17 protein-coding genes are annotated in these 13,677 nt (G+C 38.6%); all 17 read left to right on the forward strand.

Annotated elements, in window-relative coordinates; all coding sequences use genetic code 11:
* Positions 1-257 (forward strand): hypothetical protein (locus GX687_00035; GenBank protein ID HHX95845.1); only part of this gene is annotated, 257 nt, incomplete at its 5' end.
* On the forward strand, positions 258-749 hold the full coding sequence (gene coaD, locus GX687_00040) for a pantetheine-phosphate adenylyltransferase (GenBank protein HHX95846.1): 492 nt from the start codon (positions 258-260) through the stop codon (positions 747-749).
* Between the two features lie 6 nt (positions 750-755).
* Positions 756-992, forward strand: coding sequence for a trp RNA-binding attenuation protein MtrB (gene mtrB, locus GX687_00045; protein HHX95847.1), 237 nt, complete (start codon positions 756-758; stop codon positions 990-992).
* Between the two features lie 11 nt (positions 993-1,003).
* The gene (locus tag GX687_00050; GenBank protein ID HHX95848.1) at positions 1,004-1,216 is read left to right on the forward strand and encodes a DUF2007 domain-containing protein; all 213 of its coding nucleotides are present in this window, start codon (positions 1,004-1,006) and stop codon (positions 1,214-1,216) included.
* A gap of 56 nt (positions 1,217-1,272) precedes the next feature.
* The gene (locus GX687_00055; protein ID HHX95849.1) at positions 1,273-1,575 is read left to right on the forward strand and encodes a hypothetical protein; all 303 of its coding nucleotides are present in this window, start codon (positions 1,273-1,275) and stop codon (positions 1,573-1,575) included.
* A 74-nt stretch (positions 1,576-1,649) separates the two neighbouring features.
* Positions 1,650-2,819, forward strand: coding sequence for an ATP phosphoribosyltransferase regulatory subunit (hisZ, locus tag GX687_00060; GenBank protein ID HHX95850.1), 1,170 nt, complete (start codon positions 1,650-1,652; stop codon positions 2,817-2,819).
* Entirely contained in the window at positions 2,809-3,480 is a 672-nt protein-coding gene (locus GX687_00065) for an ATP phosphoribosyltransferase (GenBank protein HHX95851.1), read from the forward strand. Before hisZ ends, GX687_00065 begins: the two co-directional genes overlap by 11 nt.
* Complete coding sequence (gene hisD / locus GX687_00070; GenBank protein ID HHX95852.1) at positions 3,437-4,753, forward strand: histidinol dehydrogenase; 1,317 nt, start codon at positions 3,437-3,439, stop codon at positions 4,751-4,753. The genes GX687_00065 and hisD overlap by 44 nt, the downstream gene beginning before the upstream one ends.
* Entirely contained in the window at positions 4,746-5,330 is a 585-nt protein-coding gene (gene hisB / locus GX687_00075; GenBank protein HHX95853.1) for an imidazoleglycerol-phosphate dehydratase HisB, read from the forward strand. The genes hisD and hisB overlap by 8 nt, the downstream gene beginning before the upstream one ends.
* A gap of 68 nt (positions 5,331-5,398) precedes the next feature.
* Positions 5,399-6,124: a 1-(5-phosphoribosyl)-5-[(5-phosphoribosylamino)methylideneamino]imidazole-4-carboxamide isomerase gene (hisA, locus tag GX687_00080; protein ID HHX95854.1), complete on the forward strand. Its 726-nt coding sequence runs from the start codon at positions 5,399-5,401 to the stop codon at positions 6,122-6,124.
* A 4-nt stretch (positions 6,125-6,128) separates the two neighbouring features.
* Complete coding sequence (gene hisF, locus GX687_00085; GenBank protein HHX95855.1) at positions 6,129-6,887, forward strand: imidazole glycerol phosphate synthase subunit HisF; 759 nt, start codon at positions 6,129-6,131, stop codon at positions 6,885-6,887.
* The gene (locus GX687_00090; GenBank protein HHX95856.1) at positions 6,872-7,510 is read left to right on the forward strand and encodes a bifunctional phosphoribosyl-AMP cyclohydrolase/phosphoribosyl-ATP diphosphatase HisIE; all 639 of its coding nucleotides are present in this window, start codon (positions 6,872-6,874) and stop codon (positions 7,508-7,510) included. The genes hisF and GX687_00090 overlap by 16 nt, the downstream gene beginning before the upstream one ends.
* A gap of 138 nt (positions 7,511-7,648) precedes the next feature.
* Positions 7,649-9,952 (forward strand): UvrD-helicase domain-containing protein, encoded by a 2,304-nt coding sequence (locus tag GX687_00095; GenBank protein ID HHX95857.1) that lies wholly within the window; start codon positions 7,649-7,651, stop codon positions 9,950-9,952.
* Positions 9,953-9,988: 36 nt separating this feature from the next.
* Positions 9,989-11,974 (forward strand): NAD-dependent DNA ligase LigA, encoded by a 1,986-nt coding sequence (gene ligA / locus GX687_00100; GenBank protein HHX95858.1) that lies wholly within the window; start codon positions 9,989-9,991, stop codon positions 11,972-11,974.
* Between the two features lie 15 nt (positions 11,975-11,989).
* Positions 11,990-12,259, forward strand: a complete 270-nt coding sequence (gene gatC / locus GX687_00105; GenBank protein HHX95859.1) for an Asp-tRNA(Asn)/Glu-tRNA(Gln) amidotransferase subunit GatC — start codon at positions 11,990-11,992, stop codon at positions 12,257-12,259.
* Positions 12,260-12,280: 21 nt separating this feature from the next.
* Positions 12,281-13,582 carry an Asp-tRNA(Asn)/Glu-tRNA(Gln) amidotransferase subunit GatA gene (gene gatA, locus GX687_00110; protein ID HHX95860.1) on the forward strand — a complete coding sequence of 434 codons (1,302 nt, stop codon included), beginning with the start codon at positions 12,281-12,283 and terminating at the stop codon, positions 13,580-13,582.
* A partial coding sequence (locus tag GX687_00115) for a hypothetical protein (GenBank protein ID HHX95861.1) occupies positions 13,575-13,677 on the forward strand: 103 nt, incomplete at its 3' end. The genes gatA and GX687_00115, both read left to right, overlap by 8 nt.

Here is a 13,677-nt window from a genome sequence, read left to right on the forward strand (position 1 = left end):
AAACTAAATCATCAAGTAAACTTTATTTAAAAATAGCTCCTGTTTATTCTGAACGGCAAATTTGGGAAAAACTTGCCCCCTTGGTGGAAACCTATACAGGTGACACTCCCCTTTATTTATATTTTCCCGCTGAGGAAAAATTAGTAAAAAGCATGCGGCATTATTGGGTAAAAGTAGTTCCTGACTTAATTCAAGAATTACAAAAACTGCCGGGGATTGATGCAGTTAGTGTAGTGCAGGAAGATGGAGGTATTTAGATGAGAATAGCAGTTTATCCGGGAACTTTTGATCCGGTAACTAATGGTCATATTCATATTACTGAGAGGTCTTGTAAGCTTTTTGATCAAGTAATTATTGCCGTAGCCACTGAAACCTATAAGTGTAATTTGTTTACTTTAGAGGAGCGAATTTTTATGATTGAGGAAAGTATTAGTCATTTACCTAATGCTGCTGTGGAAAGTTTTTCCGGTTTGCTAGCCAATTTTGCTAGTGAAAAAAATGCGATTGCCTTGATTAGGGGGTTGCGAGCTGTTTCCGATTTTGAATATGAAATGCAAATGGCAGCCATGAATAAACATTTAAACTATGATTTGGAAACTGTTTTTTTAATGACCTCAGGCAAGTATTCTTTTCTTAGTTCTAGTATTATTAAGCAGGTAGCTTTAATTGGAGGCAATGTGGAAGGATTGGTCCCACCGATTGTCATTGAATACATTAAAAAAAAGTGTCGGGAAATGAATAATAAATAGGGAGGGATTGACTTGCAGGAGAAAAAATTAGTTTTAGGTGACTATATTATAATTAAAGCTAAAGAAAATGGTGTGACTATTATTGGTTTAACCAGAGGGGAAGCCACTAAATTTCATCATACGGAAAAGTTGGACCAGGGTGAAGTCATGTTGGCACAATTTACGGAACATACTTCGGCGATTAAAATCAGAGGAAAGGCACTAATTATGACTAAACATGGTCAGCTTGAATCCGGTGAATAGGGGGTATTTTTATGTGGACGGTGGTTTATATTGCTCCAAATAAAATAATTGCCGAACAACTTAAATTACTTTTACAAAATGAAGGGATCATTGTACTTTTGCGGTCAGTAGGTGTTCCCCATTTGGGAGATTCAGGTGCCGTGGAAATATTAGTCCCAGAAACAGAAGCAGAAGAGGCCAGTCAAATTTTAACTTTTTCGGCTGCTAATTTTCCCTATTCCTAAAAACTTACTGAAGATTCAATGATGTTTGCTTTCAGGATTAAAATTGAGGTGAGGAAATGACATATCAAAGTCGCTTACAGGATAAATTTATGGATCAACTTATTGAAGCCATTTTATCTTTAAAAAATAAGGAAGAAGGTTATCGCTTTTTTGAGGATTTATGTACGGTTGCGGAATTAAAAGCTATGTCCCAGCGTTTAGCTGTGGCTAAGATGTTGAAACAGGATTTAACTTATACAGAAATTGCTGCTTCTACCGGAGCTAGTACGGCTACAATTAGCCGTGTAAAAAAATGTTTATATTTTGGTGCAGATGGTTATCGCCTTGTTTTAAAACGTTTGGCTGCAAATTCGGGTTGACAAAAGGTTTGTTGTTTAGATAGAATTGACTCATCTAACATGTTAGCACTTTAATGGGATAAAGGGGTGGGGCAATGCTTGTACAAGGACAAAAAAAAGTACCACCAGGAATGCGGGATTGGCTTCCAGGGGAGGCTTTTCAAAAACGTGATTTAATTAACCGTTTTTTAACTCATTTTTCTTTATGGGGTTATCAAGAAATAAATACACCCCTATTAGAATATTATCAAACCTTTTCTGATGCTGGAAAAGGCAGTGAATTGGAACAAATTTATAAATTAATTGATCGTGATGGTCAAATTTTAGCTCTACGACCGGAAATGACATTACCTATTACTCGAGTTGTCAGTAGTAAGTTATCGGAAAAATATCCTCAACGTTTGATGTATGGGGGAGAAGTTTTTCGTTATGAAGAAATACAAACTGGCCGACAGCGGGAATTTACACAGGTAGGAGTAGAATTATTAGGTGCTTCTGGACCGGCAGCTGACAGTGAAGTATTGGCTTTAGCCATTGAGGCTTTAACGGCAATTGGTTTAACAGATTTTACTATTAGTTTGGGTCATACTGGTGTTTTAAAAGGACTTTTGGCCAGTTTGAATTGGGAAGAAACTGCTTTATATGTAGTGCGTAAATTAATTTTGGAAAAAGATTTTGTTGGTTTAAAAAACTATTTATTAGCACAGGGAATGACCTCTGCTGAAACGGTAGTTAGTTTATTGACTGAAAAATTAATATTTCCACAGGTATTAAATAAAAATTTGCCGGCCGGTGTTTTAGAGGCACTTGAGGAATTAAAACAGATTAGAGATTATTTAAAGGATTATGGTACTGCCCATTATTTACAATTGGATTTAAGTACTTTAAGAGAACAGATCTATTATACGGGAATGGTTTTTGAGATTTATACTAGTGGTATTGGTTATCCCATTGGTGGGGGAGGGCGTTATGATCGTCTTTTTGACTTGTGGGGACTTGATTGTCCGGCTACTGGTTTTGCTTTAGGTGTGGAGCGGGTTTTACTTAGTTTACCGGAAATAAAAAAATCAAAACCTGAAAAGTCTTATTTGCTAGTGGGGGAAAATGCTAAAGTTATTATTTCTCGGGCACGAAAATTACGCCAGCAGGGGAAAAAGGTTATTACTCAAATTGGTTCCTTTACACATGAGGAAGCAGAAGAACTCGCCAAACAAAGTGAAGCCATTTTAGTAAATGATGAAGGAGAAAATAGTAATGAAATCTAATTTAACTATAGCTTTACCCAAGGGAAAATTATTTCAGCCGGCCAAAAAATTATTGGCACAATCCGGCTTGGACTGTGTACATTTATCTGATCAAGAACGAACCTTAATGTATGTTAATTCTGAGGAAGGGTTTTGTTATTTAATTTGCCGTCCTACTGATATTCCCACTTATGTGGAATATGGGGCAGCTGATTTGGGAATTGTGGGTAAAGACAGTATTTGGGAAGCAGGAAAAAATGTTTATGAATTAGTAGATTTGCGTTTTGGTTACTGCCGTTTTGCTGTGGCCGTGCCGCAGGAAACATTATCTTCAGCGGGGATTTTTCACTGGCAGCCTGGTTTTCGTTTGGCCACTAAGTTTCCGGCAGTTGCTGCCGAATATATGCGCAAAAAGGGCTGGGAAGGGGAAATTATAAAATTGCATGGTAATATTGAATTAGCTCCTCGGGTTGGTTTGGCTGAGGCTATTGTTGATATAGTTTCAACTGGTAAAACCTTGCGGGAAAATGGTCTTGTGCCTTTGGAGTTTATCGGGGAAGCAACAGCACGTTTAATTGTTAACCGAGCCAGTTATCGTTTAAAAGCCGAAGAAATTAAACAAATGGTGCAGCAGATTAATGCTGTTTTGGAGGAGGGGACGATTTTTGCTGCCGATTTATAAATGGCCTTCACCACAAGCTGAAAAAAGATTAAAACAAAATGTTGTTTTTCAGCCTGAGCTGGAAAACAAGGTTGCTCAAATTTTAGAACGGGTGAAAAAAGATGGAGATAAGGCCCTTTTAGATTATACTGAGTTGTTTGATGGCTGTCGTACTACTCTGCGGGTAGATCCTCGGGAAATTAAAGCTGCTTATCAAAATGTATCTCCCGATTATTTGAGCTATTTGCGGCAGGCTTTAAAAAATATTCGCGATTATCATCTTCTGCAAAAACCGCATGATTGGTTTACACAAGCTGAAACTGGCTCTTTGGTGGGACAAGTATATCGTCCTTTAGAAAGAGTGGGAATTTATGTTCCTGGTGGTACGGCCAGTTATCCTTCTACAGTTTTAATGACTGCTTTACCAGCACATGTAGCTGGTGTTCGGGAAATTGTTATGGTAACACCTCCTAATCAGCAGGGTGAAATTCCCGCCCCTACCTTAGTGGCGGCTGCCGAGGCGGGTGTCACGGAAATTTATCGTTTGGGTGGAGCCCAGGCAATAGCGGCTTTGGCTTATGGAACAGCAACTATTCGTAAAGTAGATAAGATTGTTGGTCCTGGTAATGTTTTTGTGGCTATGGCTAAAAAATTGGTTTTTGGGGTGGTGGGGATTGACTCTTTGGCCGGTCCCAGCGAAATTTTAATTATAGGTGAGGGAAGTGTTAAACCACAATATGCAGCCGCAGATTTACTTTCACAGGCGGAACACGACATTCATGCACGTGCAATTTTGCTTACACCAAATCTGGCTTGGGCTGAGGCAGTTAAAAAACATTTACTAGAACAACTTCCTTTATTACCGCGTCGGGAAATTGCCCAAAAAGCTTTGGCTGCACAGGGAGCTATAATTCTTACGGAAGATTTAGAAACTGCTTTGGCACTTTCTAATGAAATTGCTCCAGAACATTTAGAATTATTATTAGAAGAACCTTGGTCTTATTTGGCTCAGGTGAAACATGCGGGAGCCATTTTTATGGGGCCTTATACTCCTGAGCCAGTGGGGGATTATTGGGCTGGTCCTAATCATGTGCTGCCAACAGGAGGAACAGCACGTTATGCCGGGGTTTTATCGGTGGCTGATTTTTGTAAAGCTTCTAGTATTTTGAATTATTCTTTGGCAGGATTAAAGAAAGCAGTTGATCCGGTAAGTTATTTAGCGGCAGCCGAAGGTTTAAAAGCACATGGACAAGCTTTAAAGATACGGATAAAGGAGGAAAAAGAAAATGGATGAACGGCAAGGTTTTGTGGAAAGGAAGACACGGGAAACAGATATTATCGTGCGTTTGGTATTATCTAATGAAGGTTTGTTAGAGGGTAGTTCCGGAATTGGTTTTTTGGATCATCTTTTGGAATCATTTGCTAGTCATAGTGGTTTCCGAATTGAGTTGACTGTAAATGGTGATTTAAATGTTGATTTTCATCATACGGTTGAGGATGTTGGTTTATGTTTAGGGTTAGCTTTGGCCCGGGCTTTGGGTGATAAAAGGGGAGTCGTCCGTTATGGTTCTTTAATTACTCCCATGGATGAGGCTTTGGTTTTGTCAGCGGTTGATTTAAGTGGCCGTGCGGGTTTTTATGCTCATTTAAATTTTCCTACGGAAAAGATCGGTAATTTTGATAGTCAATTGGTGGAAGTATTTTGGGAAGCCTTTGCTCGTGAGGCTAAAATAACACTACATATTAAGCAATTGGCTGCAGAAAATTCTCATCATTTGGCAGAGGCGGTTTTTAAGGGAGTAGGTAGGGCCCTCAAAGAAGCAGTCGTTATTTCCGGAAATTTAATCCCTTCTTCCAAAGGGATTCTATAATCTCGCTAGAAATAGCAACTTAAATATGTTTAAATATTATTAGGAGGATTAAGGGGAGTGGTTAAAAATTGTTAGTAATACCAGCGATTGATTTGCGGGATGGACATTGTGTGCGGTTGGTACAAGGGGAAAGAAGTTCGGAAATAGTTTATTCTGCAGAGCCGGTAAAAATGGCTAAACAATGGGAAAAGTTAGGGGCATCTTTTTTGCATATTGTCGATTTGGATGGTGCTTTTACCGGTGAACCACGTAATTTAGAAATAGTTAAAGAAATTATACGGGAAATAAATATACCGATACAATTAGGTGGCGGGATTCGTACTTTTCAAACTGTAAAGGAAATTTTAAATTTAGGTGTAGAACGCGTTATTTTAGGTACTGCCGCTATTTCTTCTAATGATTTGATTTTACGTTGTGTGGAAACTTTTGGGGAAAGAATCGCCGTGGGAGTGGATAGTCGGGATGGTTTAGTGGCCATCGAAGGTTGGGAATCAACTGTAGGTACAAGTGTCTTTCAATTAGCTCAAAAAATAGCTGAATTGGGTGTTTCGCGAATTATTTTTACTGATACGCGTCGTGATGGAACACTACGCGGTCCTAATTTCGAGGCTACACAAAAAATTGCGGAAATTAGTGGTCTGAAAGTTATTGCCTCCGGGGGAGTGGCCTCTGTGGAAGATTTACATCAATTAAAAAAATTAGAGGATTTTGGGGTAGAAGCAGTAATTATGGGTAAAGCCCTATATGCGGGCACTGTAAATTTAAGTGAGGCTCTAGAAATTTTGGAGGCATAGTTAAATGACTGTCAGAATTATACCTTGTTTAGATACTGCCGGGGGAAAAGTAGTTAAAGGGACACAATTTTTAAATTTAAAGGAATTGGGTGATCCCCTTGAATTAGCCCTTGAATATCAAATTCAAGGGGCTGATGAACTTGTACTTTTGGATATTTCTTCTCCGGAAGAAAACCAAGCCCGTTTGGATTTGGTAAAAAGAATGGCCGATCAATTAACAATTCCCCTTTTGGTAGGTGGTGGTTTGCGTTCTTTAAAGGATATTGCGGAAATCTTTGCTCAAGGTGCCCAGCGAGTTAGTTTGGGATCGGCGGCTGTGAAAAACCCGGCTTTGGTAGAAAAGGCGGCACGGTGTTGGGGGGAAGAAAAAATTGTGGTGGCGGTTGATGCCTTTCCTTTGGGAAATCAACACTGGGAAGTCTATATTGGGGGGGGACGTCAAGCCGCGGGTTTGGATGTACTCACTTGGGTGCGAAGGCTGGCTAATTTGGGTGCTGGTGAAATTCTTTTAACTGGTATTAGACATGATGGTACACGTGATGGTTATGATTTAACTTTAACTAAAATGGTAAGTGAAAGTATTTCTATACCGGTGATTGCTTCAGGTGGAGTAGGTAAATTGGAACATTTTTGGGAGGGAGCGGTACTTGGTAAGGCACAGGGTCTTTTAGCTGCTTCGGTTTTTCATTATGGTTTATTATCTATTCAAGATGTAAAAAAATATTTATGGGAAAGGGATGTACCTGTATGTCTGAGGAAATAACAGTGCAAAAGGCTGCTCAATTAAAATTTGATGAACAAGGTCTGCTCCCGGCGATTATACAAGATATAAATAGTGGTCAAGTATTAATGTTGGCTTATATGAATCAAGAAGCCTTAGAAAAAACTTTGCAAACAGGATTTACTTGGTTTTATAGTAGAAGTAGACAAAAATTATGGTTTAAGGGTGAAACTTCGGGACATCAACAGCGAGTTGCCGCCATTTATTATGATTGTGATCAAGATACTCTTTTGGTACAGGTACACCAAAAAGGAGTGGCTTGCCATTTAGGTGCTTTTTCCTGTTTTAGTGAACCTCTGCAGAAAAATGAAAAATTGGTACCTCCCATAGGTACCGTTTTAGCAGATTTAGAAAAGATTATTTTAGGACGTCAGCAAGTTCTTCCGGAAAATTCTTATACTACTTATCTTTTCACAGAGGGGTTAGATAAAATATTAAAAAAAATAGGTGAAGAAGCTGCTGAAGTGATTATTGCCGCTAAGGGTGGTCAAAAAAATGAGGTAATTTACGAAACTGCTGATTTGCTTTATCACCTTTTAGTATTACTAGTTCAGCAAGGTATTTCCCTACGGGAAATCGCGGCTGAGTTGGAAAAAAGAAAATAAAAAAAATGGGTTCAAGGAATTTCCTTGAGCCCATAGAGTGGAGGAGATAAGAGGAGTTGTTCACTAATAATTATGTCCGGACTAGGATGAGAATATACACTAGGGAAAAAATATTTCTGTCTGCAGAGGGGGTAAATTGTGGTAGATTTAGTTAGTGAATATCAAAATTTAAGAGAAAAAATTTATGGACATTTATTTACCGGTTTAAATGATCAGCAAATGCAAGTAGTCAGCTGTGGAAATGGACCGGTACTTTGTTTAGCCGGGGCTGGTTCCGGAAAAACGCGGGCCATGATTTATCGTCTTCTACATTTATATTTGTTTGGTCCTTATTTCAAAAAAGAGGTTGTTCCCCCGTGGGAATTAACCAAAGAGGATTTATATAAATTAAAGTCTTGGTTGGAAAAAAAGACTAGGGATTTATCTCCAGAAATAATAGAGTTGATTAGAGTTGAGGGGATTGAACTAGCCAATATTTTAGCTATTACTTTTACTAATAAAGCAGCGGAAGAGATGAGGGTACGTTTGTCAAGGCTTTTGGGTCCTTTAAGTAGGCAAGTATGGGTAATGACTTTTCATGCTTTTTGTCTGCGTATTTTACAGCGTGAAATTACTTATTTGGGCTATCAGTCCAATTTTGCTATTTACGATAGTCAGGATCAATTAGCCCTCCTTAGGTCTATTTGCCGCACCTTAAATTTAAATGAACAAAATTATCCACCTCGTAAAATTCAATATTTAATTAGTCGCTATAAATGTGATTTATTGACACCTAAACAGGCTCGGCAAAATTATCCGGGGTTTCGTGAAAAAACTTATTTAGAAATTTATACCCTTTATCAGCAGTCTTTAAAGGAAAATAATGCTTTAGATTTTGATGATTTAATTATGCTTACCGTGCATTTATTTATTAAACATCCAGAGGTACTGGCCAAATATCAAGAACGCTTTCATTATTTGATGATTGATGAATATCAGGATACTAATCATGCTCAATACAAATTAGCCAAGTTATTAGCTGGTAAACGACAAAATATATGTGTTGTTGGTGATGATGATCAGTCTATTTATGGTTTCCGAGCAGCAGATGTACGTAATATCCTTGATTTTGAACGTGATTATCCACAGGCAAAGGTAATTAAATTAGAGCAAAATTATCGCTCCACACAGATGATTTTAGCTGCAGCTAATCAGGTAATAGCTTGTAACCGGGGACGCAAGGCTAAACAGTTATGGACTCAAAAACCAAAAGGAGAACCTCTTTTATGTTTTATGGCTAATGACGAGAATGATGAAGCCGCTTTTGTCATTGAAAAAATTAAGGAATTAAAAAACCAAGGTGTGCCTTATGGAGCTTGTGCGGTTTTGATGCGTCTTAATGCTCAATCGCGAATTATGGAGGAATGGCTGATTCGAGCTGGTATTCCCTATAAATTGGTGGGTGGAGTAAAGTTTTACGAAAGAAAAGAAATTAAAGATCTTTTGGCTTATTTAAGGGTTTTAGTTAACCCAGAAGATAATCTTAGTTTAAAAAGAATTATTAATGAGCCGCGCCGTGGTATTGGTAAAACTACGTGGGAAAAAATAACTGCTTATGCCTCTACTCAAAATCTCTCCTATTATGAGACTCTTTTTAGGATTTCACAGCTTAATTTAACACCAAAAATTGCTCGGGCAGTTCAAAATTTTGCTCAATTACTGCAGGCTTTACGGGAAACAATGTCTCAGGTAAGGATTACGGAATTAACCCAAATGGTTTTAAAGGAAAGTGGTTATCAAAAACAACTTGAAAAAGAAAATACTAAAGAAGCTGTGGAACGTTGGGAAAATATTCAGGCTTTTTTAACCAAAACTTTGGAATATGATCTTTCTACAGATAAAGGTTCTTTGGGGGATTTTTTAAATCAAGTAGCATTGGTAACTGATTTGGATGATTTGGCCGTGAACGAAGAAGCTGTGGTGGTGATGACGGTGCACAGTGCCAAAGGTTTGGAATTTCCTCATGTTTTTCTTTTGGGTCTAGAGGAAAACATTTTTCCTCATTATCGTTCCCTGGATAATCCCGATGAATTGGAGGAAGAACGCCGTCTTTGTTATGTAGCCCTAACCCGGGCTCAAGAAAGATTATATTTGCTCTATACTCGGGAACGCTATTTATATGGACAGAAGAAATGGCATCAGCCTTCTCGTTTTTTAAAGGAGATACCCCCAGAATTATGTGTGGCTCATAAACGTGCCGCCTTTTTTGAAACAACTCCTGCTTATCAAGTGACTACACATGCCTTTAATCTAGGGGATAAGGTGGTTCATCAAAGATGGGGTACTGGGGTTATTGTACAGGTGCGGGGGACAGGTAGTGATTTGATTTTGGGGATTAGTTTCCCTTCTTATGGTAAAAAAATGGTTTTAGCTAAATATGCTCCTTTAAAAAAAGTAAAATAAACTCTGTTTTTACGGAGGTTAAAATTGGTGAAAAATATTAAAGAAGCCCGTTTGCGGGAATTAGTGACTAAATTAAATCAATATGCTTATGAATATTATACTTTAGATGCTCCTAGTGTTAGTGATGCCCATTATGATCGGTTATATGATGAATTGTTAGCTTTGGAAAAGGAAACTGGTATCATTTTACCTGATTCGCCTACCCAAAGGGTAGGGGATGTAATTCTTAGTGGTTTTCAAAAACATACACATCAAGCTAAATTATGGAGTTTGGATAAAGCTCAAAATTTTAGTGAATTGGAGGCTTGGGAACAGCGTTTAAAAAAGGCTGTAGCCGGACGGGATTTACCTCCTTTGACTTATTTAGTTACTTTAAAATTTGATGGTTTAACAGTTAATTTAACTTATGATGGGGGCCTTTTGGTACAAGCTGCTACACGGGGAACAGGGGAGATTGGTGAGGCAATTTTGCCACAAGTAAAAACAATTAAAAGTATTCCCCTGCGAATTCCCCATACAACCTTTATTGAAATTAAAGGTGAGGCTTTAATGACTAAAGAAGCTTTTGCTGAATATAATGCTCAGGCTGCAGTGCCGTTAAAAAACTTGCGTAATGCCGCAGCCGGTGCTTTGCGTAATTTGGATTTGCGTGAAACCGCCTGTCGTAAATTAATTGCTTATGTTTATGAACTTGGTTCTGTAGAAAATCTGGAGTTGGGCACCTATCAGCAAATTTTAAATTTTTTAAAGGAACAGGGTTTACCAGTTCATCCTTATCAGGTTTATTGTCCCAATTTGGCGGCTGTGAAAAAGGAAATAATAAAAATAGAAAAAATACGGGAAACTTTTCCTTTTGAAATTGACGGTCTAGTAATTTCCGTGAATGATTTACAGACCAGGGAAATTTTAGGTTATACTATCAAGTTTCCCCGTTGGGCTATTGCTTATAAATTTGCGGTTGAAGATGAAATTACTACCCTTTTGGATGTAGAATGGAATGTCGGTCGTACCGGTAAAATAACACCTACCGCTATTCTAGAGCCTGTGGAAATAGGTGGGGCCACCATTCAACGTGCTACCCTGAATAATTTTGATGATCTTACTCGCAAAGGTATTCAAAAAGGATGCCAAGTATATATTCGCCGCTCTAATGAAGTTATTCCGGAAATTAGAGGAGTAGTGCCGGAGTCATTAGTAGATACCGAAGTAATAAAAATTCCGGAAGCTTGTCCGGCCTGTGGGGCTAAATTGATTCGTGATGGAGTGCATTTCTTTTGTGAGAACTCACTTTCTTGTAAACCACAATTGGTGAAAAGTTTAGTACACTTTGCTGGACGTGAGGCCTTAAATATTACTGGTTTTAGTGAAAAAACCGCAGAACAATTATTTGAAAAACTGGGAATACGTGAAGTTTCCGATTTATATAAATTAACCTGGGCAGATTTATTAGGTTTGGAGAAGTTTGGGGAAAAAAGAGCAGCTAATTTATTAAAGGCTCTGGAAAAAAGTAAAACATGTACGTTGGATGCTTTTATTTATGCTTTAGGTATTCCTAATGTGGGTAAAAAAATTGCCCGTGATTTGGCTGAAACATTTCAGGCTTTACCGGAACTGCAAAAAGCTACCAGAGAACAATTATTGGCTATTCCCGATATTGGTGACATCGTAGCCGAAAGTATTACTACCTTTTTTGGGGATGAAAAAATTAAAATAAGTATTGATCAACTTTTAAAAGCTGGTGTTAATCCCCTTTATCAGGCCCCTACTCAACAAAATAATGTGTTTAGTGGGAAAACAGTGGTGCTGACAGGACGCTTTCAAAATTATAGGCGAGCGGAAATGGAAGCCAAGTTGAATGACTTAGGTGCTAGGGTGGTTTCTCAAGTTAGTAAAACAACCGATTTTGTTATTGTCGGTGAAAGGCCTGGTTCTAAATTGGTTAAAGCCCGGGCCCTTTTGGAAAAGGGTAATTTAAATCCCCGGATTCTTAGTGAAGCTGAGTTTTTACAAATTAAACAGTAGAAAGTGGGTGAAAAAATGGATTTGGATTTAGTGGCTGATTTAGCTAAGTTGGCTATAGGGGCTGAGGAAAAAGAGTATTTTTTAGAAAGTTTAATGGTGAAATTAAATAAACTGCAAGTTTTACAAGAGGTGGAAACTAAGGGTGTTGAGCCTTTAATTTATCTTTCCCCGGTAAAAAATGTTTGGCGGGAGGATCGAAAGGGTTCTTCTTTGGAACAGTCGGCGGCTTTAGCTAATGCCGCGGCAGCTGAAAATGGTTATTTTAAAGTACCGCGAATTGTTTAAATAGGGAAGAGGGTGAATTTAGTGCAATTGGTGTCTAATGAAGGTTTACTGGAAAAATGTTTGGCCACAATCGCGGCCCGGGAAAAAGAAATTAAGGCTTTATTAACTATTGTTAAGCCGGAAAATGAGCAGATGGCGGGGACTCCTTTTGTGGTTTCCGACAATCTTTGTACACAGGGAATTAAGACAACAGCTGGCTCGCGTATTCTAAATAATTTCATTCCCCCTTATAATGCAGAAGTAATTGATAAAGTTATAGCTGCAGGGGGTTTGCTTTTAGGGAAGGCTCAGGTAGATGAATTTGGACTAGGACCAGATGTAGAAAAGCAAATAACCGCCAATCCGCGTAATTTAAAAACAGTACCCGGGGGGGCTTGTGGTGGCTCAGCTGCGGCTGTTGCTGCCGGGGAAGCAGTTTTTGCTTTGGGGAGTGATCTTGGTGGTGATTTACGTCAACCTGCAGCCCTTTGCGGCCTTGTGGGTTTAAAGCCTACTTATGGTACGGTATCTCGTTATGGTTTGATGGCTGCGGCTGCTTCTTTGGAACAAGTAGGCTGTCTTACTAAAGGGATAAAGGATTGTGCTTTAATTATGAGTTTACTAGCTGGCCCTGATAAAAAAGATGCTAATGTTTCTTTAAAAACAAATGTGGATTATACAAAATTTAAAACTGGGGATTTGCAGGGTTTAAAAATCGGTATCCCTTGGGATTATTTTCAATCAGCGGTAGCACCGGAAATAATTAGTGGTTTGCAAGAAGTGGTAACTATTTTAAAAGAAAAAGGTATAGAGTGTCGGGAAGTGTCTCTACCACGAAAAGAAGTTGTGGAGGCGGTTTTTCAGACTATTTTAGCGGCTGAAGTCAGTTCTAATTTAGCCCGTTATGATGGGGTGCGTTATGGTTGGCAAATTGGAGCGGAAAATATAGAAGAACAATTTAAAAAAACCCGGGCAGCCGGTTTGGGGAAAAAAGTAAAGGAACAAATACTTTTAGGTACATATCTTTTAAGTGAAAAACAGTATGAACCTTATTATTTAAAAGCCTTAAAAGTAAGGGCTTTAATTAAAGCTCAATTGGAAGAAGTTTTGCAGTCATGTGAGGTCCTATTGTTACCGACAACTACCTGCCCGGAATTTAAATTTGGCGAAAAGGAAGTGGAAACAGGTAAGTTTTTGACTGTGTTGGCTAACTTAAGTGGTTTGCCTGCCTTAACTCTGCCTTGGGGTATACAGGGGATACAGTTGTTAGGTCGGGCTTTTGATGAGGAGACTTTGTTTAGGCTCGGTTATTTTATTGAGCTAGAGGGGGGTAGAAATGAGTAAAAATTGGGAAGCGGTCATCGGCTTGGAAATTCATGCTGAATTAAAAACACGGACTAAACTATTTTGTGCTTGTCCCAATGAATTTGGTGGTCGGG

This window comes from Clostridia bacterium (genome assembly GCA_012841935.1).
Taxonomy (GTDB): Bacteria; Bacillota; Peptococcia; order DRI-13; family DTU073; genus DUTS01.

What these genes read in the sequence shown, in the direction of transcription:
- hisD (HHX95852.1), top strand. Translation starts at nt 3,437, where the DNA reads ATGCTGTTTTGGAGGAGGGGACGATTTTTGCTGCCGATTTATAAATGG.
- hisZ (HHX95850.1), top strand. Translation starts at nt 1,650, where the DNA reads ATGCTTGTACAAGGACAAAAAAAAGTACCACCAGGAATGCGGGATTGG.
- hisB (HHX95853.1), top strand. Translation starts at nt 4,746, where the DNA reads ATGGATGAACGGCAAGGTTTTGTGGAAAGGAAGACACGGGAAACAGAT.
- GX687_00050 (HHX95848.1), top strand. Translation starts at nt 1,004, where the DNA reads ATGTGGACGGTGGTTTATATTGCTCCAAATAAAATAATTGCCGAACAA.
- GX687_00090 (HHX95856.1), top strand. Translation starts at nt 6,872, where the DNA reads ATGTCTGAGGAAATAACAGTGCAAAAGGCTGCTCAATTAAAATTTGAT.
- coaD (HHX95846.1), top strand. Translation starts at nt 258, where the DNA reads ATGAGAATAGCAGTTTATCCGGGAACTTTTGATCCGGTAACTAATGGT.
- GX687_00055 (HHX95849.1), top strand. Translation starts at nt 1,273, where the DNA reads ATGACATATCAAAGTCGCTTACAGGATAAATTTATGGATCAACTTATT.
- GX687_00065 (HHX95851.1), top strand. Translation starts at nt 2,809, where the DNA reads ATGAAATCTAATTTAACTATAGCTTTACCCAAGGGAAAATTATTTCAG.
- gatC (HHX95859.1), top strand. Translation starts at nt 11,990, where the DNA reads ATGGATTTGGATTTAGTGGCTGATTTAGCTAAGTTGGCTATAGGGGCT.
- hisF (HHX95855.1), top strand. Translation starts at nt 6,129, where the DNA reads ATGACTGTCAGAATTATACCTTGTTTAGATACTGCCGGGGGAAAAGTA.